Source organism: Paraburkholderia sp. J63 (genome assembly GCF_905220245.1).
Classification (GTDB): domain Bacteria; phylum Pseudomonadota; class Gammaproteobacteria; order Burkholderiales; family Burkholderiaceae; genus Paraburkholderia.
The window spans coordinates 34,253-56,483 of the sequence record NZ_CAJMZF010000030.1; the positions used below are offsets into that span (position 1 = coordinate 34,253).

The 22,231-nt window shown below is 65.4% G+C and carries 19 protein-coding genes and 1 pseudogene; 4 read left to right on the plus strand and 16 right to left on the minus strand.

The genetic code is table 11. From position 1 onward, the window contains the following. Positions 1-35 precede the first annotated feature (35 nt). From U5775_RS26615 to U5775_RS26665, 11 genes and pseudogenes are all read right to left on the minus strand, one after another. Positions 36-662, minus strand: coding sequence for a hypothetical protein (locus U5775_RS26615; RefSeq protein ID WP_322061155.1), 627 nt, complete (start codon positions 660-662; stop codon positions 36-38). Beyond that, positions 613-1,284: pseudogene (locus tag U5775_RS26620) on the minus strand (enoyl-CoA hydratase-related protein); the annotation flags it as partial. The gene U5775_RS26615 and the pseudogene U5775_RS26620, both read right to left, overlap by 50 nt. Continuing rightward, entirely contained in the window at positions 1,281-2,867 is a 1,587-nt protein-coding gene (locus tag U5775_RS26625; protein ID WP_322061097.1) for a long-chain-fatty-acid--CoA ligase, read from the minus strand. The pseudogene U5775_RS26620 and the gene U5775_RS26625, both read right to left, overlap by 4 nt. A gap of 18 nt (positions 2,868-2,885) precedes the next feature. Next, on the minus strand, positions 2,886-4,076 hold the full coding sequence (locus tag U5775_RS26630) for an acyl-CoA dehydrogenase family protein (protein WP_322061098.1): 1,191 nt from the start codon (positions 4,074-4,076) through the stop codon (positions 2,886-2,888). Positions 4,077-4,114: 38 nt separating this feature from the next. Beyond that, positions 4,115-5,005 (minus strand): nitrilase-related carbon-nitrogen hydrolase, encoded by an 891-nt coding sequence (locus tag U5775_RS26635; protein ID WP_322061099.1) that lies wholly within the window; start codon positions 5,003-5,005, stop codon positions 4,115-4,117. A 68-nt stretch (positions 5,006-5,073) separates the two neighbouring features. Continuing rightward, the gene (locus U5775_RS26640) at positions 5,074-5,970 is read right to left on the minus strand and encodes a glycine betaine ABC transporter substrate-binding protein (RefSeq protein WP_415913656.1); all 897 of its coding nucleotides are present in this window, start codon (positions 5,968-5,970) and stop codon (positions 5,074-5,076) included. A gap of 49 nt (positions 5,971-6,019) precedes the next feature. Beyond that, positions 6,020-6,757 (minus strand): ABC transporter permease, encoded by a 738-nt coding sequence (locus tag U5775_RS26645; RefSeq protein WP_322061100.1) that lies wholly within the window; start codon positions 6,755-6,757, stop codon positions 6,020-6,022. Beyond that, complete coding sequence (locus tag U5775_RS26650) at positions 6,754-7,872, minus strand: ABC transporter ATP-binding protein (RefSeq protein WP_322061101.1); 1,119 nt, start codon at positions 7,870-7,872, stop codon at positions 6,754-6,756. Before U5775_RS26650 ends, U5775_RS26645 begins: the two co-directional genes overlap by 4 nt. Positions 7,873-7,877: 5 nt before the next feature. Beyond that, positions 7,878-8,600 carry an ABC transporter permease gene (locus tag U5775_RS26655; RefSeq protein WP_322061102.1) on the minus strand — a complete coding sequence of 241 codons (723 nt, stop codon included), beginning with the start codon at positions 8,598-8,600 and terminating at the stop codon, positions 7,878-7,880. 529 nt (positions 8,601-9,129) lie between these two features. Continuing rightward, a complete protein-coding gene (locus tag U5775_RS26660) occupies positions 9,130-9,342 on the minus strand; it encodes a hypothetical protein (RefSeq protein WP_322061103.1) in 213 nt (70 codons plus the stop codon). An 83-nt stretch (positions 9,343-9,425) separates the two neighbouring features. Continuing rightward, positions 9,426-10,736, minus strand: a complete 1,311-nt coding sequence (locus tag U5775_RS26665) for an MFS transporter (RefSeq protein WP_322061104.1) — start codon at positions 10,734-10,736, stop codon at positions 9,426-9,428. 465 nt (positions 10,737-11,201) lie between these two features. Here U5775_RS26665 and U5775_RS26670 point away from each other — a divergent pair, with 465 nt between their 5' ends. Beyond that, complete coding sequence (locus U5775_RS26670; protein WP_322061105.1) at positions 11,202-11,645, plus strand: MarR family winged helix-turn-helix transcriptional regulator; 444 nt, start codon at positions 11,202-11,204, stop codon at positions 11,643-11,645. A 69-nt stretch (positions 11,646-11,714) separates the two neighbouring features. Here U5775_RS26670 and U5775_RS26675 read toward each other — a convergent pair whose 3' ends face one another. The 5 genes from U5775_RS26675 to U5775_RS26695 all read right to left on the minus strand — a co-directional run bounded on the left by U5775_RS26675 (position 11,715) and on the right by U5775_RS26695 (position 17,566). Then, entirely contained in the window at positions 11,715-14,003 is a 2,289-nt protein-coding gene (locus U5775_RS26675; RefSeq protein ID WP_322061106.1) for a xanthine dehydrogenase family protein molybdopterin-binding subunit, read from the minus strand. A 158-nt stretch (positions 14,004-14,161) separates the two neighbouring features. Continuing rightward, positions 14,162-14,806, minus strand: coding sequence for an isochorismatase family protein (locus tag U5775_RS26680; protein WP_322061107.1), 645 nt, complete (start codon positions 14,804-14,806; stop codon positions 14,162-14,164). 28 nt (positions 14,807-14,834) lie between these two features. Beyond that, positions 14,835-15,866 carry a 2,5-dihydroxypyridine 5,6-dioxygenase gene (locus tag U5775_RS26685; RefSeq protein WP_322061108.1) on the minus strand — a complete coding sequence of 344 codons (1,032 nt, stop codon included), beginning with the start codon at positions 15,864-15,866 and terminating at the stop codon, positions 14,835-14,837. 29 nt (positions 15,867-15,895) lie between these two features. Next, positions 15,896-16,747, minus strand: coding sequence for an alpha/beta hydrolase (locus U5775_RS26690; RefSeq protein WP_322061109.1), 852 nt, complete (start codon positions 16,745-16,747; stop codon positions 15,896-15,898). A gap of 66 nt (positions 16,748-16,813) precedes the next feature. Beyond that, complete coding sequence (locus tag U5775_RS26695) at positions 16,814-17,566, minus strand: Asp/Glu racemase (protein ID WP_322061110.1); 753 nt, start codon at positions 17,564-17,566, stop codon at positions 16,814-16,816. A gap of 293 nt (positions 17,567-17,859) precedes the next feature. On the opposite strand from U5775_RS26695, the gene U5775_RS26700 reads away from it, so the two are divergent. From U5775_RS26700 to U5775_RS26710, 3 genes are all read left to right on the plus strand, one after another. After that, positions 17,860-19,050, plus strand: a complete 1,191-nt coding sequence (locus U5775_RS26700; protein ID WP_322061111.1) for an FAD-dependent monooxygenase — start codon at positions 17,860-17,862, stop codon at positions 19,048-19,050. A 137-nt stretch (positions 19,051-19,187) separates the two neighbouring features. After that, the gene (locus U5775_RS26705; protein ID WP_322061112.1) at positions 19,188-19,691 is read left to right on the plus strand and encodes a (2Fe-2S)-binding protein; all 504 of its coding nucleotides are present in this window, start codon (positions 19,188-19,190) and stop codon (positions 19,689-19,691) included. 86 nt (positions 19,692-19,777) lie between these two features. Then, positions 19,778-22,159 (plus strand): c-type cytochrome, encoded by a 2,382-nt coding sequence (locus tag U5775_RS26710; RefSeq protein ID WP_415913659.1) that lies wholly within the window; start codon positions 19,778-19,780, stop codon positions 22,157-22,159. Positions 22,160-22,231: the final 72 nt, after the last annotated feature.

A 22,231-nucleotide genomic window follows, 5' to 3' on the forward strand; every position in this document is an offset into this window, starting at 1 on the left:
AATGTCAGCGGACGTGAACTGGTCGCCCCAGCCGCTCAGATCCGGATTTCCCCGAGTATAAGATCGAGGAACGGCGCAATCCCGGCATCGTTCGCGCCCAGCTCGTTCACGCGCTGCTCGAGTTCCTGCGTCCGCCCTGGTTCGCAGACGCCCTCGGCAAAGCGGCGGAACTTCTGCCGGACCCGGTCTGCGCCCAGCGGCCGCTCCGGATCGCCGAGCGCCTGGGTGGGCCCAGAGTCAAAGCGCCGGCCATCGTGCAGTTCGATGCTCACGTCGGCGATGCGCCGGCTCGGGAAGCGCGAAGTGAATGCATCGTGTTCCTCCGTGCGTATCAAATGGCTCAGACGGAGCACTTCAGGATCCCTGAGCGCTTCATCCCGGAGTGCGCTGAAATCGACAACCCCATGCCTGAGCGCGACGGCCACCGAGAACAGCAGGCTGTACTGCGCCTGCTCGGTCGTTGCAGGCTGCGCATGGGCGAGGCGGATTCCATGATGGAAGGTTCTGATCTTCACTGCGCGAATCTGCTCGCTGGAAAATCCGTACTGCTGCCTGAGCGTCTGCGCCGCGTCGATCGACGGATGCGCCCAGCGCCGTTGCGGCCAGTGCGTTCCGCCCTTCGCGTACCAGCCGCTTGGACATCCGCAGCACGTCAGGCGGATTGCCCGCGATTTCGCGCGCCAGCGACAGGGCGGTTTCCATCAGTTCGCCATCCGGCACAACGCGTGACACCAGCCCCCACTCGCCGGCACATCGCGCGTCGATCGGCTTGCCCGTGAAGATCATTTCACAGGCGCGGGACAGACCGATCGCACGGGGCAGCAGCCAGGCGCCGCCGTCGCCCGGAATGATGCCGACCTTCGCGAAGCTTTCCGCGAACACCGCGCTCGCCCCGGCGATGCGGATGTCGCACATCAGCGCGAGGTCGCAGCCCGCGCCATACGCCGGCCCGTTGACGGCGGCAATGCACGGCACGTCGAGTTCATGGAACGCTTTCGGGATACGCTGGATGCCGCGCCGATAGTTCTCGCGGATCCGTCCCGCTCCGCCGGCGAAGGTGCCGACCTCATCGCGCATGTGCTTGATGTTGCCACCCGATGAGAACGCGGGGCCCGCGCCGGTCAGCACGATCGTCCGCACCGTGATATCGGCCTGGGCGCGCTCGAGGCTCGAAACCAGCGCGTCGACCACCTCCATTTCCGTGAGGGCGTTGCGGGTCGAAGGGCGGTTCAGTGTCAGCGTGACGACGAAGCCATCCTGCTCGTACAGTACGGGCTCGTTCATTGCGAGGCTCCAGCAAGCATGCGTTGATAGACGGGGCCGGCCAGTTCGTGCCGCAGCACCTTGCCGCTCGGGTTATGCGGCAACTGCTCGACAAAGAAGACCTTCTTCGGTCGCTTGTAGGGCGCGAGATCGTCGCCTGCCTTGCAGAACGCCATGATGTCGGCTTCGGTCAGCTTCGCGTCGCTGCGCACGACGAAGGCGGTCACTGCCTGCCCCCACTTCGGGTCCGGTACCCCGATCACCGCCGCTTCCTGCACGCCGGGGCAGTGATACAAAACTTCCTCGACCTCGCGCGGGTAGATGTTTTCGCCGCCGGAGACGATCATGTCATCCGCACGGCCGTGAAAATGAAAGTAACCGTCTTCATCGACGCTGAAGAGGTCGCCGGTGTAGAGCCAGCCGCCCCTGAACTTTTTCTCTGTTTCGACCGGATTGTTCCAGTACCCCACGACCTGTTGGGGGCCTTTCACGATCAGCTGGCCGACCTCGCCGGGCGGCACGATGTCTGCCGGTGTAACGGCGCGCTCCGGATCGTTCGTCACGACCCGGCATGTGCTGATCAGCGTTGGCTTGCCGCACGAGCCGAGATACGCGAGCGCATCGCGCGGATGCAGCAGCAACGTCAGGCTGGCTTCCGTCATCCCGTAGCCGTTGAATACGTTCGGACAGAACTCGCTGATCACGCGCTGCATCGTCGCCGCGGTGATGGCGGCACCGCCGGTCGTGATCATGCGAAGACTGCTCACGTCGATGGAGGCGAAATCCGGATGGAAGAGCATGTCCTGGATCTGTGTCGGCACCGCGAACAGCGTCGTGATGCGATGGCGGGCGATTGCCTCGAGCGTGGCGAGCGGCTCGTAGCGTGGCAGGATCACGTTCGCGGCACCGACCATCATGTGAGGTACGAAATACGCCTGCATGCCGCCAACGTGGTAAAGCGGAGCAATATGCAGCGCCGCGTCGGTGGCGTCCAGGCGGTATTCCATCACGACGTTGATCGCAATCGCGACGTCGTTGCCGTGCGTGTGGATCGCGCCTTTGGGCCGGCCGGTCGTGCCCGACGTATAGACCAGCGCCGAGATGTCGTCCGGCGTCAGGCGCGGCAGCGGCGCATCGAGCTCGCCGACACCCTCGATCAGTACTTCGAACGAGTGGTGATGCGCCGGCAAGCCTGAAGTGTCTGCCGCGTCGCCCGTCACGCAGATGAAGGTGCCCAGATCGGGCTGCGCCTGCTCGATCTTGCCCACGACCGGCAGCATCGAATCGTCGTAAATCACTGCGCGGGCGCCCGCATCACGCAGGATGAACGCCGCCTCATTGGCCGAGAGGCGGAAGTTCATCGGCACGGCAATTGCACCGAGCAGCTGGCACGCCAGGTACGCGGTGGGGGTCGCATCCGACGTTTTCTGCAGGATCGCCACCCGGTCCATCTGCCGGATGCCCAGATTGAACAGGGCCTGGGCGAACCGCCTGACACGCCGGTCCCACTGCGCGTAAGTCAGTGTCGTGGCGCCGCAGGTGAGCGCCGGACGGTCCGGATATTTCGCGATCGTGTTTTCGAAAAGGGAGGTAATCGTAAGCATGGGACTGGGTGGCGCTGTCTAGAGAGTGATCCGGATATCGGGCAGGTCGCGGCCGGCGATCAGGTATTTGGCGATCTCGGAGGTGCCCCCCACGATCGTGAGCGCGCGGGCATCGCGGTAGAGCTGTTCGGCGCGACCGTACTCCTTCGTGATGCCGTCGCCGCCCAGGATCTGCACCGTCTCGTTCGCGCAGTAGTTCGCCGTTTCGGTGGCCACCAGCTTGGCCATGGCGGCTTCCTTCATCAGCGCCTTGCCGTCGGCCCCGGCGTCATACATCTTCGTGGCCCGGTAGGTCAGCAGTTCGGCGGCGTCGATACGCCAGCTCATCTGCGCGATCTTGTCCCAGATCAGTTGCTTGCAGCCGAGCGGTTGCCCGAACGACGTGCGGTGCTGCGCGTGCGCGGTGGCGATGTCGAACGCACTGCGGGCGACACCGAGACCGGAACCCCCGAGGATGGCGCGCTCGAAATTGAACATGCCGCGCATGATGCGGAACCCGCCTCCCCGCTCGCCGAGCAGGTGATCGGCCGGCACACGGCAGTCGTTGAATTCGACCTCGCCCACGATGCAGCCGCGCCGACCCATGAAGGTGTAGTTGCGCGGAAAACGGATGCCGCGCGCGGTACGGGGCACCGCGACCGCCGTCATGCCTCCCTGGGCGCCATCGGTCCCGGACGCAAGGCCGTAGACGATGTACACGTCCGCCACCGAAGCGTTCGAGATATACCGCTTGAAACCGTTGATGACCCATTCGTTGGTCTGCGCATCCAATTCGATGCGCGTTTCCATGCCGGCCGAGTCGCTGCCGACGTTGCGTTCGGTCACACAGATGGCGCCGATGGCCGAGCCGTCGAGAATAGGCAGGAGATAGGTGTCGCGCAGCCGCTCGCTCGCATGACGGTGCAGCGGATAGGCGCAGCTCAGCGCGGTCGCGATCGTCGTTTCAAACGCGTAGTTGAGGTACGCGGCTTCCTCGGACAGGATAGTGGCATGAGTGAGCCCGGGTTTGGCGAGCGTGCCGCGATACAGGTCCGGAAACATCAGCCGAAGGTAGCCTGCCTCGCCGAGCGAGCGGACCACGTGCTTCACGGCCTCCCAGTCCTGTCGGTCCTCGATATCGGCGGCCCGCGGCGCCAGTTCGCGTTGCAGGAAGTCGCGGACTTCGGCCCGGAAATCCCGGTCGGTGTCGTCAAGAATAAAATCACGCATGGTCGGTTCAGTGTTGCGGTTGTCTGGGTGGTTCGCCGTCACGCATTCGCGTCGCTGCCTGATGCCGCATTGCGCGAGGCACGGTCGCGCAACTCGAAAGCGCGCGCGTCGCGCACCGTTGGCAACAGGAACCGTGCATGCCGGAGCGCCTCGTAATCGAGCTCGCCGGTGACGAGGCACTCCGTTTCGTCCGGGGCCTGCGCGACGGTCTTGCCGAACGGATCGAGAATGCGCGAGCCACCCCAGAAGGTCATCGTCCCTTCACTGCCCACGCGATTGGCCATCACGATGCCCACTCCGTAGGTAAGCGCATAGAAGCGCAGATTGATGTCCCAGCCGGCCGGGTTGTCGAAATCGTCGCCTACTGCCTCGCGCGCAGAACTGATGGGTGCCGCAAACAGTGTCACCCCATCACACGCGAGCCGGTGCACGACGGCCGGATTCCACAGGTCCGCGCAGATCGGGGTCGCCACCTGCCAACGGTCATCGAGCGTGAAACTCCCGGGGCTCGGCCCGGCCGCAAAATACAACCCCTCCTTGAGCTTGCCGTACGTGGCGAGCATTGCCTTGCGATGGACGTGAATGAGCCGGCCATTCGCGACGGTGGCCTGGCTGTTGTAGAACTGGCCACCGGGGGCTTCCTCGACGAAGCCGAACACCGTATGCATGTCGACACTCGCTTCGGCGAGTTGCCCGATTAACGCGTTGTCCCGCCTGATCGCCAGCGTGAGCGCGTCCTTGCCCGCGCTGTGGCCATGCAGGGATAGCTCCGGAAACACCAGCAAGCGCACGCCGCGCTTGCGCGCGTCGCTCATGTGCTCCAGATGCCGGGCCAGGTTGGCCCGTGCGTCGCCGTACGCCGTCCCGGTTTGCGCAGCGGCCACCTTGATCCGGGTGGGCTCGCTGGATGAGGTGATCGGGGTTGCCATGTGCGAGTTCTCGTGTGCGTGGTGTTGCGTGGTATCGCTGCGTGGTATCGGTGTATGCGGCTGTTACGTCAGATCAGGCCCGACTGCTTCAGGAATTCGTGAGCGACATCGCTGAACGACTTTTTCTGCACGTCGACCTCGGCATTGAGCCGCGCCATCGTGGGCGCATCGAGCTTCGCCGACAGGGAGTTGAGGATCGGCCCGAGGGTCGGGTTCGCATCGAGCGTGGCCTTGCGGATGACCGGCGTGAGCGCATAGGCCGGGAAGTAGCCCTTGTCGTCCTTGAGCAGCACGAAGTGGAAGGCCGGTACGCGGCCATCGGTGGCGAACACCAGCGCGATGTCGACCTGGCGGTCCTTGAGCGCCTGATAGGTCAGCCCCGAGTCCATCCGCTTGACTTCGTCCTGGCTGAATTCGAAGCCGTACATTTTTTCGAGCGGCCGCAGGCCATCGGGGCGCGCATAGAATTCCGAATTGCAGGCGAACGTGAGCGTCTTGCCCGCCTTCAGTGCCTTCGCGAGGTCGCTGACGGTCACAATGCCGAGTTTCTTCGCCTCGTCCTCGTTCATTGCGAACGCATAGGTATTGTTGGCCTTCGACGGATTCAGCCACACGAGTCCTTTGGCGGCGTCCAGTTCCTTGACCTTCCTGTAGGTGTCTTCCGGGCTCAGGCGCTCGTTAATCTTGTTGTAGGTAATCAGCGACGTCCCGGTGTATTCCCAGTAGATATCCACCTGGCCGTTTTCCTGGGCCTGCCGCAACACGGCGCTACCCATGCCGTCCTTCTTCGTCACGGTGAAGCCCTTCGCCTGCAGCAGCTGCGAGGTCATTTCCGCCATCAACTGCTGTTCGGTGAAATTCTTGCCGCCCACCACGACCGACGCGGCAAAAGAGGGCAGCGCCCATGAACAGGCGATCAGTACACCGAAAAAAACAAGTGCGCGCATAAAGTTTGAATGTTTCATGGTCTCCTCGATGGACAGGTAATCAATAGCCGACAGGGTCGACGAAGGTTCAGCTCTGCGGGTTGACACCGCGCGATACCAGCAGTCGTTGCATCTGCCCGACAAACGCATCGGTCAGGATCGCCAGCAGCGCGGTCGGGATGGCCCCCGCCAGTAACATGTCGAATTCATTCAGGTCGATGCCGGTAAAGATCAGTTCGCCCAGACCGCCGCCGCCGATCAGGAATGCCAGCGGCGCCGTTCCGACCGTGATTGCCAGGGCGGTGCGGATGCCCGCGAAGATCACGTACAGGGCGTTGGGCAACTCGACACGCCAGAGAATCTGCCAGCGGGTCATGCCCATCCCGGTGGCCGCCTCAATCAGGGATCGCGGCACCGCGCGCAGTCCCTCGTAGGTGTTCAGCGCAATCGGCAGCAGCGTGGCCACCCACAGGCCAAAGATTGCCGGGACCGAACCGATGCCCAGCACGCTCATTGCCAGCGCGAGCAGCGCGAGTTTCGGAATGGCCTGGCCGACATTCAGCGTCTGCATGAGGACGGCGGCGCCGTGCCGTTGCGACGGCCGGCTCAGGTAGATGCCGGCCGGCACCGCGACCGCGATCGCGAGCACAGCCGCAATGGCGACCATCACCATCATCTGGATCGACTGATAGATGATGTCGCTGCGGTACTGGGCCACGCTGGACCACCAGCTGTCCGCGCGCGCCGGCGCACATGCCACTACGAGCACCAGGCCAACGGCGGCGCTGGCGCACCGGGCCGCAGCGGAGTGTTTTCCCGGTTTCATGCGCGCTCTCCCGTGGGTACGCGCAACAGGTCGACAATCTGTGCCTGACTGACATAACCGACAAAACGGCCATCGTCGTCAACCGTCGGCAGCCACGACGCGCCGCTCGCAAACATCGCCGACACCACCGTGCGCAGATCGTCCTTTTGACTGGCCGTACCCTGCACCGGAATCGCGTGTGCCGGGGTCAGCGCCCCGTCGACCGACTGAAGCTGGGCGGCGGTCAGGTAGCCCTGCGGCTTGTCGGCGCCATCGACCAGCACGATCTGGTCGACGCCATGCTCGGCCATCAGCGCCTTCGCGCGCGCGCTGTGCTCGCCCACCCGCACGAGGCATTCACGTGCGGACAGCGCATCCCGCGCGCTGACCAGCCGCAGGCGCTTGAGTGCTCGATCCGTGCCAACGAAACCTGCGATGAACGGCGTGGCGGGTCGGGCGAGGATGTTGTCGGGCGAATCGAACTGCTCGATCTGGCCGCCGCGGAAAATCGCGATCCGGTCAGCCATCTTCACCGCCTCGTCGATATCGTGGCTGACGAAGATGATGGTCTTCCTGACCCGCTGCTGGATGCGCAGGAACTCGTCCTGGATCAGCTCCCGATTGATCGGGTCGATAGCACCAAACGGCTCGTCCATCAGCATGACGGGCGGATCGGTGGCGAGCGCCCGCGCCACGCCGACGCGCTGTGCCTGGCCGCCCGACAGGTCCTTCGGATAACGGGAGAGATAGATGGCCGGATCCAGCGCCACGATCTCCAGCAGCTCGGCCGCCCGCCGGCGCGCCTTCGCCTTGTCCCAGCCAAGCAGACGCGGCACCACGCCGATGTTTTCCTCGACGGTCATGTTCGGAAACAGGCCGATCTGCTGGATCACGTAACCGATGCGGCGGCGCAATTCCACCACATCGAATTCGTCGGTGTCGCGGCCCTCGAGATAAATCTTGCCGGAGGTGGGCTGCACCAGCCGGTTGATCATCTTGAGCGTCGTGGTCTTGCCGCATCCCGACGGGCCCAGCAGCACGCAGATCTCGCCTGCCCCGACTTCCATGTTGATACCGTCGACCACCGGGGCCGTTGCGCCGTCGTAGCGCTTCGTGACGTTGGAGAGCTTGATCATGATGATTACGCGTGTCGTGGGTATTTGCGAAAGCCGGTGAGCGCGCCAACGCGCACCGCGAACCGGGCGAGCCGGGAGGGACTGCGCAGCCCCTTCGGAGTGAGAAGCCGCTGGACCCAGGCCAGGCCGTAGTCGGCCACGATGGCCAGCACGCTGACCAGGATGGCGCCGGCGATCAGCTGGCGCGGGTCCGACTGCGAGATGCCGCGGCTGATCAGCTTGCCGAGGCCGCCGGCGCCGATGTAGGCCGCGATGGCGGCGATGCCGACGTTGATGACCACTGCCATGCGCACCCCTGCCATGATGATCGGCAGCGCGATCGGGATCTCGACCCGGCGCAGCCGCTCGCCGGTCTTCATTCCCATCCCGCGTGCGGCTTCGCGCAACGCCGGATCGATATTGTTGATTGCGGCGTAGGTGTTGCGCACGATCGGCAACTGCGAGTAGAGGAACAGCGCGATCACCGTGGGCAGGAAGCCGATGCCCTGGCCAATGATGGACAGTACCGGAATCATCAGACCGAACAACGCCACGGAGGGGATCGTCATGATGATTGACGCGACATACAGGACGATCTTTGCGGCGCGTTCGTTGACGGTTATCGCGATGCCGAGCGGCACGCCGGTGAGGATCGCGAAGCCAACGCCCACGCCGACAATCTCGATGTGTTCGAGGGTCATCCTGGCAATGCTCGCCAGGTTGTCCCAGATGAAAGCCAGAGTTTCCACAATGTCTCCTGGACCCTGAGAGGATCATGTTTTTTTGATATGCATGCCAGCGACTCCAAGATAAACGGAGACTCGCGCGTGGCCTTAACACGGGTTCGACATTGTTTGTCACAAAAGCGACGTGTCGCTGCCGTGACGTTTTTTTTTCCTTCAATATCAATGACGTATAGGGTTTCCACTAGCGTCCCGTTATGGTCGTTCCCGAAGCGCGGAGTTGTCGTGGCGCCCTGTGAGTCGCCCCGGCCATCAGCCGTCGACGCGCGGGCCCATGAAAGGCGCACGGGGGAGGAGGTGGAATTTGCGGGGGTGAGTGGCCAGCGTAGCGGAGCCACGGCCGCCGAAACTGGCAAGGCGTGGTCGGCACGTTCAGGCGGCAAAGATACGATGGCGGTGCCTGGCAGGGCTGCGGGCTCCGGCAGATAGTGCGTCGGCAGCGCGATGTGACGTCACTGGCAATGGTCGGGCGAGTCCCTGCGCTCACCAGACAACCTGATCCTGCTTTTTGCCGACGACGTATACGGATGGCCCGTCAGCCCCGGCCTGCCTGAGGGCGGGTGCTGACGCTGCTCAGGGCGAGGAGGGCAAGGCTCCCGGTGACGGTCATCGTGAAGACATAGATGCCTTGTGGGCCGAACGATGTCATCGCCAGCGATGCGGCGATCGGTCCGGTACAACCGCCGAATGCGAAGGTCAGCAGCAGGCCGGCGCTTATCGCTGTTGTGAGGAACGATGGCGCCGTCACTGCGGCGCCATCGAGCCAGGAAGCCAGCCTCACCTCGCGAGGCGGGCAGTACATCTACAGCGCGGCCTCGCGGGTCATGCCCATCAGCGGTTGACCATCTTCTTGGGATACGAAAGCGCCAGCACGCCGCCGATCACCATGCACACCGCAAAGCCGTAAAGGCCGGCGCTTTCCGAATGGAACGTATCGCGCAGCCAACCAATAAAATAAGTGCTGCCGAAGCCGCCGAGATTGGCCAGCGAGCATGCGAATGCGATGCCGCCTGCTGCAGCCGAGCCTTTGAGGAAGGTCGAGGGCAGCGACCATACCACGGGCATCGCCGCGGCCGCACCCGCGTTGACGAGCGAGAACAGGAGCACCGTGGCGAGCGTGCCGTGCGTGCCGCTCGCCGCCACGGCCAGCGCTACTGCCGAGACGAGAAATGGCACGACGATATGCCAGCGGCGTTCGCCGAAGCGGTCCGAGCTTGCCCCGCACCAGAGCGTGCCGATCACGGCAGCCGCATTCGGTATGGCCATCAGCCAACCGATTGCATAGGTATCCTTCACGCCCGTGTCACGCAGGATCGACGGCAACCAGAAGCTCACCGCGTAGAGGCCGAGCAGCACGCACAGATCGATCAGACCGAGCGCCCACACCTTCGGATCGGCGAAAGCCTTGCTGAGCGCGTGACTCTTGTTGCCGGCCGGATCGGCGTCGAGATTGGCGCGCAGTGCCTTTTTCTCGTGCGCGTCGAGCCATTTCGCCGATTCGATGCTATTGGGCAGCCAGCGCAGGATAGCGAAGCCGAGGAGTATCGAAGGCAGCGCCTCGATCAGGAACAGCCACTGCCAGCCGCCGAGGCCATGCGCGCCATCGAAAAAGCGCATGATCCAGCCCGAGATCGGGCTGCCGATCATGCTCGAGAGCGGCAGCCCCACCATGAACAGCGCGACGATGCGCGCACGACGGGCGTCCGGATACCACTGTGTGAGATAGAGCAGCACGCCCGGCAGAAAGCCCGCTTCGGCCACGCCGAGCAGAAAGCGCACGGTATAGAACTGCAGCGGCGTTTTCACGAACAGGGTGGCGCCGGAGAGAAGACCCCACGTGATCATGATGCGGGCGATCCAGAGTTTCGCGCCCACGCGCTGCAAGATGAGATTGCTTGGGACTTCGAAGAGAATGTATCCGGCAAAGAAGAGGCCCGCGCCCAGGCCGTAGATGGTGTCGCTGAACTTGAGCGCGTCGAGCATCTGCAGCTTCGCCAGACCGATATTGATACGGTCCAGATAGGCAGCGAAATAGCACAGGCAAAAGAGGGTGATCAGGCGGAACGTGACCTTGCGGTACAGCTCCACATGTTGAACGCCGGCAGGAGAGAGAGTGGCGCTGCCGGATTGCACGGTAGACATGGGTGGGCTCCCGGTTGGGATGATTCGGGTTGAGGTTCGCTGCTCGACGCGTGCACACATCGAGCGCTCACAGGTGTCTGTATAGCATGTCAAAATACAAGCGTATACACTACAAATTACCAGGGTAACCGGAATGCTTTGGATTTTTTAAAGCAGATACTTAAGAAGCGGATTGACCCCGAAATTAATAGGGATTAACGGGCTATGAGAATTATTTTCCACATCACGAACACGTGCACGAGCGTTGATAAATTACTGCGTATGCGCTCGAATATCCAGCGTCGTCGCTGAATTTCGGGAGGCGTGCCCATGGCGGGCAAGCATAGCGTTAGCGAATCGTATGGCTCGTTTGTGGTCGGTGCGGTCGATCTTGGACAAGCCGCCGCACGATGCGCATGTCGTGTGCTGATCTCGAAGGTGTACACTACATTTTTCTTCATCGGGCCCGCATAGGGCCGCACATTCATGCCGTCGCCCAAGGACTCTTACGACTTTCACGATCAGGTGGGCCATTTGTTGCGCCGCGCCTATCAGCACCACGTCGCCATTTTTCAGGAGGCGATTCCCGATTCCGATCTCACTGCCGCGCAGTTCGTGACGTTGTGCGCGGTGAAGGAAAAGCAGGGTTGCTCGCTCAATGACATCGTCAAGGCTACGGCCATCGATCAGGCCACGGTACGCGGCGTGGTCGAGCGCTTGAAGACGCGGGCACTCATCGAGGTGCTGCCCGATCCCAAGGACGGTCGCAAGCTGCTCGTGCGCGCCACGCCCGCCGGGCTCGCGTTGATCGAGCGTACTGTGCCGTTCGCGAAACAGGTTACCGAGCGCACTTATGGTCCGCTCAATGCGGGCGAGCGCGTGGCGCTGCTATTTCTGCTGCGCAAGATGATGGAAACCGACGGCGAGTGAACGCCGTCGTCGTTCGTCGCGGCGTCGTCATCGGTTGCGACGTTCGTGGAATTCGCGGCGCACGCGCGTTCAGCTGCGCGCAGCGTGTTGCGCTTCGAGCAGTGCACCCGCTTCGCGCAGCCCCGCGCGAATCATATCGGGCGTGAAGGGGGGCGCATAAAAGCGTACGCCCGTTGCGTCGTGAATCGCGTTGGCGAGCGCCGCCGGCCCAGGCACCGAGGCCGATTCGCCCGCGCCCAGCGGTGGCTCGCCCTGGCGCGGCATCAGCACGACATCCACGGCCGGCAATTCGGGGAAGGTGAGGATCGGGTAGCTGCCCCATTCGCGGCTGGCCACTTTGCCTTCGGCGAAACGCACGCGCTCTTTCAGCGAGCGGCTCAATACCTGAATCACGTTACCGTGGATTTGATGGCGTACGCCGTCGGGGTTGATCATCGTGCCCGTGTCCTGGCCCACGGTGATGCGCTCGACGCGAATTTCGCCGGTCACGCGATCGACCACGAGGTCGGCCACCCATGCGGACCACGCGGCGCCAAAGCCGGGAAAGCGGCTATGCACGTAGCGCGCATAGGCGATGCCCCGGCCGCGCGCGTAGCGTTCGCCGCCGCGCAAGGGCGTGCTGCGCGAAGCACGCGTCTGCCAGCCCGCGCGTCGCGCGACGGCTTCGAGCAGTTCGGCGGCGCGGGTGTCGTCGAGATGACGCAGGCGGAATTCGAGCGGATCGACGCTCGTGAGCGCCGCGAGCTCATCGGCAAACGCATCGTGCGCGAACGAGTTGGGTAACGCCGAGACGCCGCGCAGCCACGATGCGCGCACGAGCGGCGCGAGGTCGTCGCAGGCGAAGCGGCGGTTCGCGCTCAGATACGGCGAGACCGCCGTGCGATCGCCCATTTCGAACACGCGCGGCTCGCTGGCCACGACTCCGGTGAGCAGCGAGGCGAGCAACGGTGCGTCGTTCGACGGATAGCGCGTGACGAAGTCGTAGCCCGTCATGCGGCCCTCGGGCGTCACGGTGCCGGTCACGTCGATCACCTGGCCCGTGCCCTTGGGCTCCCACGCGTGCTCGTCGGCGCGCGTGAGCTGCACGCGTACGGGCGCGCTCACGGCGCGCGAGAGCAGGAGCGCGTCGCCGCAGACGTCGTCGGCGCAATTGCGGCCGTAGCAACCCGCGGCTTCCATGCGCACGATGTCCATGTCGGCCTCGTCGCGGCCGACGAGCGTCGCGAGGTCGTAGCGCAGCGAGACCGGATTCTGCGTGCCCGACCAGACCGTCGTGCGGCCGGCACCGGGCTCCCGGTAGTCGGCGAGCGCGCACGATGGCCCGATCGAGCCATGCATCTGGTACGGCCACTCGTAGGTGCGCGAAATCGTGAGCGTGCCGGGCACGGCACACGCAGCCTCCACGTCGCCTTCTTCGAGCAAAGGGCGGCGCTTTGCCGGCGCGGCCTTGATCGCGGCGCCAGGGTCGTCGAGCGAGCGCAGCGCGGGCAGCGGCTTCCACTTCACGCGCAACTCGCGCGCGGCGCGCACGGCTTGTTCCTCGCGCTCGCACACCACGCCGACGAAATCGCCGAGCACGACCACGGCGCGCAAGCCGCGCACCTGCGAGACGGAATCGCAATCGACCTCGTCCAGCAGACGGCCCACGAACGTTCCGCTGTCGATGCCGGTATAGGGCGGGCGCACGACGCGTCCGTGCAGCATGCCCGGCACGCGCATGTCGTGCACGAAAGTGAGCGCGCCCGTGGCCTTGGCGGGAATGTCGACGCGCGGCGACGATTTGCCGATCACGCGATACGTCGACGGATCTTTCACGGCGGCGTCGAGGTCGAGATCGAGCGCGATGCGCCGGCCCGCGACGAGTTCGGCGAAGCTCACGCGGCGCGTGTCGGTGGCAGCGGCGGGACCGGCAATAAAGACTTCGGCGTGGTCGGTCGCGAGCGCCTCGACGTTCACGCCGAAGCGCTTCGCGGCCAGTTGCAACAGCGCGTGGCGTGCCTGCGCCGCCGCGCAACGCAGCGGCCTGGCCGAGATCTGAATGGACGCGCTCGCGATGGTGGGTCCCTGATTCGGCGTGACGGCCGTATGCCCGAGCTGCATTTGAACGCGTGCGGCGGCCACGTCCAGCTCTTCGGCAACGATCTGCGCGAGCGAAGTGCGGATGCCGGTGCCCAGATCGACGTGGCCATTGAAGGCGAGGATGCGGCCGTCGTCGAGCAATGCAACGAACACCTCGGGCACGGCGGGGACGAACGAAGACAGACTGCCCGGCTGGCCGGGCGCGGGCTGGATGGGCGGTGCGGGCTGGCGCACGACAGTGAGGCAGCCTTCGCGTGCGAGCAGTTCTGAGCGGTTCACGACAGAGTGTTCCAGTGGGCACGCAGCAAGCATCGTCCCCGTTGCATTCCCGTTGGGCCGCGCGCCCTATGGCTGCGCGGCCACGCGCGATGCTTGCGTGGCGGGTACATGACATTAAGTCGACAAAAACATCGCGTCAAACCAGCCGGGCGTCGCGTTCAGCGGCGCGCCGCCTCGATTTCGGCGATGGCTTCGGCAAGCGGCATCACGGCCGCGTACTTCTGCTGCATGTCGAAGAGATTCGCGTTGTGCGGTTCGATCGCGCGGTCGCCCACGCAATCGGCCAGCACGAGCGGGCGAAAGCCATATGACATCGCATCCACCACGCTCGCACGGACACAGCCGCTCGTGACCGCGCCGGCCACCAGCAGCGTCTGTACTGCACGCTGCGTGAGCCAAGGCGCAAGCTGCGTGCCGAAGAACGCCGACGGCACGGTCTTGCGCACGACGAGCTCGCCCGCGGCCGGCGTGAGTTCGGGAACGATCGCGCTGTTCGGGTGGTCCTCGGTCAGCGTGGCCATGCCGGGTACTTTCAGCGAGAACACGTTGTCGTCGCTGCCGCCCGCCGCGTAGACGATGCGGCTGTGGGCCACCGGCCAGCCGTTCTCGCGTGCAAGCGCGAGCGCCTGCTGCGTGCGGGCAATGGCGGGCAGGATGTTGCCGCCGCCGAACGTACCGGGGTCCGCGAAGCCCACTACGAAATCAATGATCAGGAGTCCAATATTGCCTTCCACGGGGAGCGGTGTGCCGAAGCCCTGCCGCTGGTAGACCGTGGCTTCGGCGTGTTGCGTGAGATCGTTCATGTCGGGAGTCGTGCGAAAGGATGGATGCTCAGGCGCACACGCGCCCGTCTCGCACGACGACGTCGTCGTCGAGCCGGACGGTACAGCCGCGCAGCGGAATGTCGATATGGCAGGTCGTGGTGCGTTGCCCGCCGCCTTCATTGTTCGGTCCGAGCGAGAACAGGAAATTGCCCTCGAACGCGCGCGCATCCATGCCGATGGTCGCCTCGCGGTCGTAGAGGCCGAGCGTGGACCAGCGCGCGCGCGGCTGCAGGCCCCAGCCGATGTGCGAGATCGCATAGCCTTCGGGGTCTCCGAACGTTTCCATGTAGTCGCGCAGCAACGCGGCATCCACGCCGCCTTCGATCCTGGTGGCGTAGCCGCCTTCGACGGTGAGCGCGATGGGTTCGTTCACGTAGCGCTTTTGCGGCAGCAGGATGTCGCCGCGATCGATCACGATGGTGCCGTGCGCGGTGCGGTCGTTCGGGTAGGTGAGCGCGAAGCCGCTTGGCCAGTGGTCCCAGCGGCCCGGTTCGTCGACGAAGCCGTACTCGGCGGTCGGGCCGAACTCGCCGAGCGGACACACGAACGCGGTGCCCGCGGGCGAGGTGACGCGCATTTCGCGCGCCGCGCCCATCTTCTTCGTGGCCGCGAGCACGCGCGTACGGTCTTCGGTCGTGGGTACGAGGCGCGCGAGCACTTCGGGCGGCTCTACCGCGAGCAGGATCTTCGTCCCCGACTTGAGGATGTCGTGCTGCTCGTGGGAGAACAGCAGCGTCATGAGGTCGAGCACGAGGTCGCTCGCCTTGAGCGCCGCGATGGCCGCGCGATTGCCCGTGAGCGGCGTCGTGCCGAGATAGGCGAGCGAGTCGCGGCTGAAGGCTTTTTCGCCGTTCACGGGGGGCAGGTCGAGCCGGTTCACGATGGCCCCCATCTGCTGGGTGGCGATGAGCGCGCAGGCGAGCGTCTGCGGGTGCGTGGCGGCGCTCGTCAGGATCGTGACGGTCTGGCCGGCTTCGAGGCGGGAGAGCGTGAGCACTTCCTTCCACGCCTGAATGAGTTGATGGTCGCTGATGGGCATCGGGGGTCTCCAGTTCCGGTGAGCGGGCTTTACGCGGTGACGATTGCGGCGGACCGGGCGAGCGGCGCGCCGAGAAAATCGCCGAACGCCGCATAGAAGCCCGCCGCGTTGTCCCACGGAATCATGTGGCCCGCATGGGGCACGCGCACGTGCAGCATGGCGGGCGTGGCGCGCTGCAGCTCGGCCACGTCCTCGTCGCGCACCACGTCGCCGCGTTCGGCCGTCATGAGGAGCGTGGGCACTTTCAGTCGCGCCGCATCGGCATGAAAGTCATCCGTATGGAATCCTGCATATGAAGCCAGCACGGCGCGCTCGTCGCAGGTATGCAGCCACTCGGCGCGCAGGCGCAGTTCCTCGTCGGTCCATGTGGGGCAGAACGTGCGCATGCCATCGGCGTCGGCGCCCTTGCGCGCGAGCGCCATCGAGTCGACGTACCAGGGCAGCTTGCCCGGATAGGCGCGGCGCTGAGGCCCCGAGACCGGCGGATCGACCAGCACCACGGATTCCAGCGCGGGTGTCGCGCGCAACGCGGCGCGCGCGGCAATGCGCGCGCCCATGGAATGGCCGAGCAGTGCGTAGCGTTCGAGCCCGAGCGCGGCGGCGAGTGCAAGCACGTCGGCGGCCTGCGCATCGAGGCTGTAGTCGAGTGCGGCTGATGCTTCCGAGAGGCCGCGCCCGCGCACGTCGATGACATAGGTATCGAAGGTCTCGCCGAACACTTCGCCCACGAAGCCCCACGTGATGGCCGGGCTCGTGATGCCGGGTATCACGATGATGGCGGGGCGTGCGGCGCGCTCGCCCAGCGCCCCACCATAGCGCAGATAGTGCTGGCGTATGCCATTGGCGTGAACGTTCGCGCCATAGAGAAAAGTGCTGGACATGTCAGGCTCCGATGAATCGGGAAGTGAGGTGTGAGCGGCCTGCGGCGGCTGCGGGCCGCGGGCGTATCAGTACGCGCCCGAGAGCAGCGCGCCCGCGCCAGGAACGATCGGCTCGAGGTCGAGCTCGCGCAGCATCGCGTAGGTGGTGGCGATGGCCGCGGTAATGACGGGCTTGCCCGTCATGGCTTCGACCTTCGCAACGGCGGGCAGCGAGGGCATCTGCACGCAGGCGGAGAGCACGATCGCATCGGCGTCGGCGTAGTTCAGCGTCTTGACGATTTCGGGCAGACGCGCGGGATCGTGACGGCCCACTTCGAGATTGTCGGGAATTTCGAGCGCGCGCCAATCGAGCACTTCGTAGCCTTCGTGGCGAATGTAGTCGACCACGAGTTCGGTAAGCGGCTTCATGTACGGCGCGACCACGACGATGCGTTTCGCGCCGATCACCTTGAGCGCATCGACGAGCGCGCCCGCGCTCGTGAGTACCGGCGCTTTCGCGCCGTTTTCGGCGGTGTGCTTCGTGAGACGCTCCTGCGAGACGCGGTGATACCCGCGGCCCATCGCCATGATCGCCACGAGGCATGCATAGCCGAGCACGTCCACGCGTGCATCGGAAAGCTCGAGGGCGCAGCGGTCCGATTCGGCGTCCATGGCCGCGAGCTCTTCCTTCACCACCTTCTTCATGCGCATGCGGCTCGAATGAAACGTAAAGCGCTCCGGGCGGATGGCTTCACGCAGACGCAGCATCGCGGGAATCTCGGTCTCCATCGTGGTGTTCGAGCTCGGCACGATCTGGCCGATGCGGTAAATCTTGCTCATGACGCTCACTCCATTGCAGTTGGGCGGCAACGGCGCCCGCTTGCGCGGGTGCCGTCGTACGTTGGGCAAAGTCTAGCGTGTACGTTTTAAATTCACAACCGGGAAAATAATTGCCGGTTCGTCATTCCCTTTTATATAGCTGAAATGTTCGGGTTTTCCCCTGCGTCACCAGGAAAAACGTGAGGCTTGCGGTTTTATTTTCTAATGTGTACGCTCTATTTAACCCTGTATCGAATCCACTCAACCGGCCCGGCGGCGCGATGCGCGGCACGGGCGCACCCCCTGGAGAACTTATGAGCAAACCCCGTATCGCCATCATCGGCGCCGGCCTTGGCGGTGTGGCGGCCGCCGCCCTCATGCAGCGGCGCGGCCACGACGTGCGCCTCTACGAGCAGGCCCCCGCGTTTTCGCGCCTCGGCGCGGGCATCCACCTCGGGCCCAACGTCATGAAGATCATGCGGCGCATGGGCTGCGAGGACGCGCTCAACACCATGGGCTCGCATCCCGACTACTGGTACAGCCGCGACTCGAAGACGGCCGAGGCGATCGCGCAGATTCCGCTGGGCGACTACGTGCTCAAGACCTATGGCGCGAGCTACCTGACCGTGCATCGCGGCGACTTCCACAAGCTGATGACCGACGCGGTCGCGCCCGGCACCATTTCGTTCGGCAAGTGCCTGAAGACTGTGGAGGACACCGGCAGCGAAGTGCGTCTCACCTTCGCGGACGGCAGCGCGGAAACGGCCGATATCGTGATTGGCGCGGACGGCGTGAACTCGAAAATCCGCGAGCATCTGCTTGGCGCGGAACCGCCGCGCTACACCGGCTACGTCGCGCATCGCGCGGTGTTTCCGGCATCGCTGCTCGGCAACCGCCCGTACGACATGTGCGTGAAATGGTGGTCGCAGGACCGCCACATGATGGTCTACTACGTGACCGAGCGGCGCGACGAGTATTACTACGTCACGGGGGTGCCGCAGGCCGAATGGCCCGAGGGTGTCTCGGTGATGGAAAGCAGCCGCGAGGAGATGCGCGAAGCGTTCGAGGGCTATCACCCGGACGTGCTGAACCTGATCGACGTTTCGCCGTCCATCAGCAAGTGGCCGTTGCTCGAACGCGACCCGCTGCCGCTGTGGAGCCGTGGCCGCCTCGTTCTGCTCGGCGACGCCTGCCATCCGATGAAGCCCCATATGGCGCAGGGCGCGGCCATGGCGATCGAGGATGCCGCCATGCTCACGCGCTGCTTCGACGAGGTCGGCACCACCGATTACACGGGCGCGTTCGCGTTGTACGAGGCGAACCGTGCGGCGCGCGCATCGAAGGTGCAGCTCGTTTCGCACAACAACACGTGGTTGCGCACGAACGAAGACCCGGCCTGGGTGTTCGGCTACGACGTATTCAACGTGCCGCTCGTTGCGCCGCAAAGCGCACGCGCACAAGTTGAAACTGGGGCCGCAGCGGAGGCGGCGGCCGCGCAAAGCTGAGCGCGCGCCGAATTTCGGCGGGTTATAAGTTCCTGGGCGGCGTGCCGCGCGTGCGGTCTGCACGCGGTGCGCCGCCCCGCGAAGCGCTGCCCAGCCAGGGCACGCCGTTTGTGCTTACCCTAATTTCAAGTCAGTCCATGTTGCGAACCGGTTCTCCCGCAGCGCCGCTCACGCTCAGCGTGAACGGTGCCTTGCGCACCCTCGCGGGCGCCACGCCCGACACACCGCTGCTCTATATCCTGCGCAACGATTGCGAGCTCAACGGCCCCAAATATGGCTGCGGGCTCGGGCAGTGCGGCGCTTGCACGGTGCTCGTCGACGGTCAGCCGACACGCTCGTGTGTCGTGCCGGCAGCCGTGGCGTGCTCGCGTGAAGTGACCACGCTGGAGGGTCTTGGCACGCTCGAGGCACCGCATCCGGTGCAGCGCGCGTTCATCGACGAGCAGGCCGCGCAATGCGGCTATTGTCTGAACGGCATGATCATGAGCGCAGTGGCGTTGCTCGCCAGCAATCCGTTGCCGGATGAAGAGACGATCCGCGATGCGCTGCGCTTTAACCTGTGCCGCTGCGGCACACACCTGGAAATCGTGCGCGCGGTGCAACGCGCAGCGCGGTATTTGCAGCAGGAACAGGGCAATTGATGAGCGAGCACGACCCGCAGGCATTGCGTGCGCAGGCAAGCCGCGTGCCGAGCGCCGCGTGTGCGCCACGTGCAGACGATGCGCTCATGCAACGGCGCGCCCAGTACGCATGGCCGGCCATTGGCCTGAACGCCGAGGCGCAACTCGCGGTTGTTGCCAGCGTTGCGGCGGATGGGACGATGACGAAGTGGCACTACCGCGCGCGCGTGGCCGACGACGCGTCCGACGCATTCGATGCTGCGGCGCTGGACGCCTCGCAGCGCGATGCGGCGCCGCTGCTCATCTATCGTCACGCGCAGGCGAGTCTTGCCGTCGAGGATCCCGCCCGCGCGATTCCCGGTGCCGCGCACGCATTCGCGCGCGAATCCTTTGTCGACGAGATCGCGCACGAGGCGCGCCGCGACCCCGTTGCGCTGCGGCTCGATCATCTCGACGCCGCGCGCGATGCGGGTGCGCGTGAGGTGATCCGCATGGTGAGCGAGCGCGCTGCGTGGGGCGCTGCGCCGCTATCCGATTCGGAGTCCATATCGACATGGTCGCGCGGACGCGGCTTTGCATTCGATGGCGAGGCCGGCGACAGCGCGCCGTTGCTCGACTACGTACAAAAACCTGTGCAGAAACCCGTGCAGCCGGGCGCCGAAGGCCGGCCCGCGAGCTGGTCCGCCTGGGTGGTCGATCTCGAAGTCAACCGCGCGACTGGCGACATCGCCGTGCGGCGCGTGGTGGCGGGGCAGGGCGCGGGAACGCCGGGGGCCACCTCGCTGATCGGCTTGCCTGCGTGGCAGATCGAGGAGGCGGTCGCACGCGCGACCGGGGCGAAGCGCATCGCCGCGCGCGCGAGCCACGATGAGACAGGTTCGGGCGATCGTGCATCGGTCTCACATGATCTCGTCGATGCGGAATACGATCTGGAGTCCAGATCAACGGCAGATTCGGGGCGAGACGAAAAGCCTGTCGATCCCGCCGCCGCACCCGCCGCGGCCGCGATCGCCAATGCGCTCTTCGACGCCACCGGCGTACGCTTTCGGGCGCCACCCTTCGATCCCGAGACGATTCGGCGCGCGCTTGCACAAGCCGGCCCCGCAGTTGTGCTGCAGGCGCCCGCCGCAACGCGCAGGCCGTCACGCTGGAAGCGCTGGCTCGCGGGCGGCGGCATAGGCGGTATCGCGGGAGGCTTGATCGGCCTTGCCTGCTCGCTGCTGCCCGGCCCCGCGCCCATCGCGCCGCTGCCCGCGGGCGCGGGCCCCGACGCTTCGATGTGGAGCGCGGCGACGCTCGAGCGCGGCCGCCAGATCGCGGCCGCGGGCGATTGCGCCGTGTGCCACACCGCGCCGGGAGGCGTGACGAACGCGGGCGGCTTCGCACTGGAGACGCCCTTCGGCACGGTCTGGTCCACGAACATCACGCCCGATCGCGAGACCGGCATTGGCGCGTGGACCTACGAGGCCTTCGCGCGCGCGATGCGCAAGGGCATTGCGCGCGATGGCCGCCATCTCTATCCCGCCTTTCCCTACACAGCGTTCGCGCGCATGAGCGACGCCGACATGATGGCGCTTTACGCGTGGCTCATGTCGCAGCCGGCCGTGAGCCACGCCGTGCCGCAAACGCAGTTGCCGTTTCCGATGAACCAGCGCCGCCTCGTGGCAGGCTGGAACTGGCTCTTTCACGACGACGCGCAATATCGCCCCGACCCGCAAAAGTCGGCGTTATGGAATCGCGGCAAATATCTCGTCGATGGCGCCGGCCATTGCGGCGCGTGCCACACGCCGCGCAACGCGCTGGGCGCGGAGAAGGGCGGCTTTGCGTATCTCTCGGGCGGCAGCGCCGAAGGCTGGGACGCCCCTGCACTGGTCGCCGCGCATGGCGCCGCACGAAGCACCGCGGCAGGCGCGCCAGTGCCGTGGACCGAGGACGCGCTCTTCACGTATCTGCGCACGGGCTTTTCGCCCGAGCACGGCGTGGCCGCGGGTCCGATGGCGCCCGTCGTAGCCGGGCTCGCGAGCCTGCCCGAGTCGGACGTGCGAGCGATCGCGCATTACATCGCGTCGCTCTCTCCGCCCGTGGACGCCGCAACGGCCGCTCAGGCAGCGGCGCAGCGCGTGACGGGTGCGAATGCGGACGCGCTCACCGCAAGCGGTTTCCAGAACGGTCGCCGCATGTTCGAAACGGCTTGCGCGGTGTGTCATGCGGAATCGGGCGGCGTCGGCCATTTTGGCGTGCGTCCGCTCATGGGCCTGAACACGAGCGTGAACCAGGCGAGCCCGGACAATCTGCTGCGCGTGCTGATGCACGGCATCGATCAGCCGGCGACCGACGGACTCGGGTACATGCCCGGCTTCAAGGATAGCTTTGACGATCGGCAGATGGCCGAACTTGCAGGCTATATTCGGGCGCGCTATGCGCCGGGGCAGCCCGCATGGCCGGACCTCCCGGCTGCTGCTGCACGGGCACGGACGCAAGCGCATTGATGTTCGCGCAAGTCACTCCGTTGCAACCGGCGGTGTGCGAGCGCCGGCGGCCGACGAGCCCTTTTGCGGCCC

Bases quoted from the DNA above. Each gene is read 5' to 3' on its own strand.
- U5775_RS26665 (WP_322061104.1), bottom strand. From the start codon at position 10,736: ATGTCTACCGTGCAATCCGGCAGCGCCACTCTCTCTCCTGCCGGCGTT.
- U5775_RS26705 (WP_322061112.1), top strand. From the start codon at position 19,188: ATGTTGCGAACCGGTTCTCCCGCAGCGCCGCTCACGCTCAGCGTGAAC.
- U5775_RS26630 (WP_322061098.1), bottom strand. From the start codon at position 4,076: ATGCGTGATTTTATTCTTGACGACACCGACCGGGATTTCCGGGCCGAA.
- U5775_RS26650 (WP_322061101.1), bottom strand. From the start codon at position 7,872: ATGATCAAGCTCTCCAACGTCACGAAGCGCTACGACGGCGCAACGGCC.
- U5775_RS26695 (WP_322061110.1), bottom strand. From the start codon at position 17,566: ATGAGCAAGATTTACCGCATCGGCCAGATCGTGCCGAGCTCGAACACC.
- U5775_RS26645 (WP_322061100.1), bottom strand. From the start codon at position 6,757: ATGAAACCGGGAAAACACTCCGCTGCGGCCCGGTGCGCCAGCGCCGCC.
- U5775_RS26700 (WP_322061111.1), top strand. From the start codon at position 17,860: ATGAGCAAACCCCGTATCGCCATCATCGGCGCCGGCCTTGGCGGTGTG.
- U5775_RS26640 (WP_415913656.1), bottom strand. From the start codon at position 5,970: ATGAAACATTCAAACTTTATGCGCGCACTTGTTTTTTTCGGTGTACTG.
- U5775_RS26680 (WP_322061107.1), bottom strand. From the start codon at position 14,806: ATGAACGATCTCACGCAACACGCCGAAGCCACGGTCTACCAGCGGCAG.
- U5775_RS26635 (WP_322061099.1), bottom strand. From the start codon at position 5,005: ATGGCAACCCCGATCACCTCATCCAGCGAGCCCACCCGGATCAAGGTG.
- U5775_RS26625 (WP_322061097.1), bottom strand. From the start codon at position 2,867: ATGCTTACGATTACCTCCCTTTTCGAAAACACGATCGCGAAATATCCG.
- U5775_RS26670 (WP_322061105.1), top strand. From the start codon at position 11,202: ATGCCGTCGCCCAAGGACTCTTACGACTTTCACGATCAGGTGGGCCAT.
- U5775_RS26690 (WP_322061109.1), bottom strand. From the start codon at position 16,747: ATGTCCAGCACTTTTCTCTATGGCGCGAACGTTCACGCCAATGGCATA.
- U5775_RS26685 (WP_322061108.1), bottom strand. From the start codon at position 15,866: ATGCCCATCAGCGACCATCAACTCATTCAGGCGTGGAAGGAAGTGCTC.
- U5775_RS26710 (WP_415913659.1), top strand. From the start codon at position 19,778: ATGCAACGGCGCGCCCAGTACGCATGGCCGGCCATTGGCCTGAACGCC.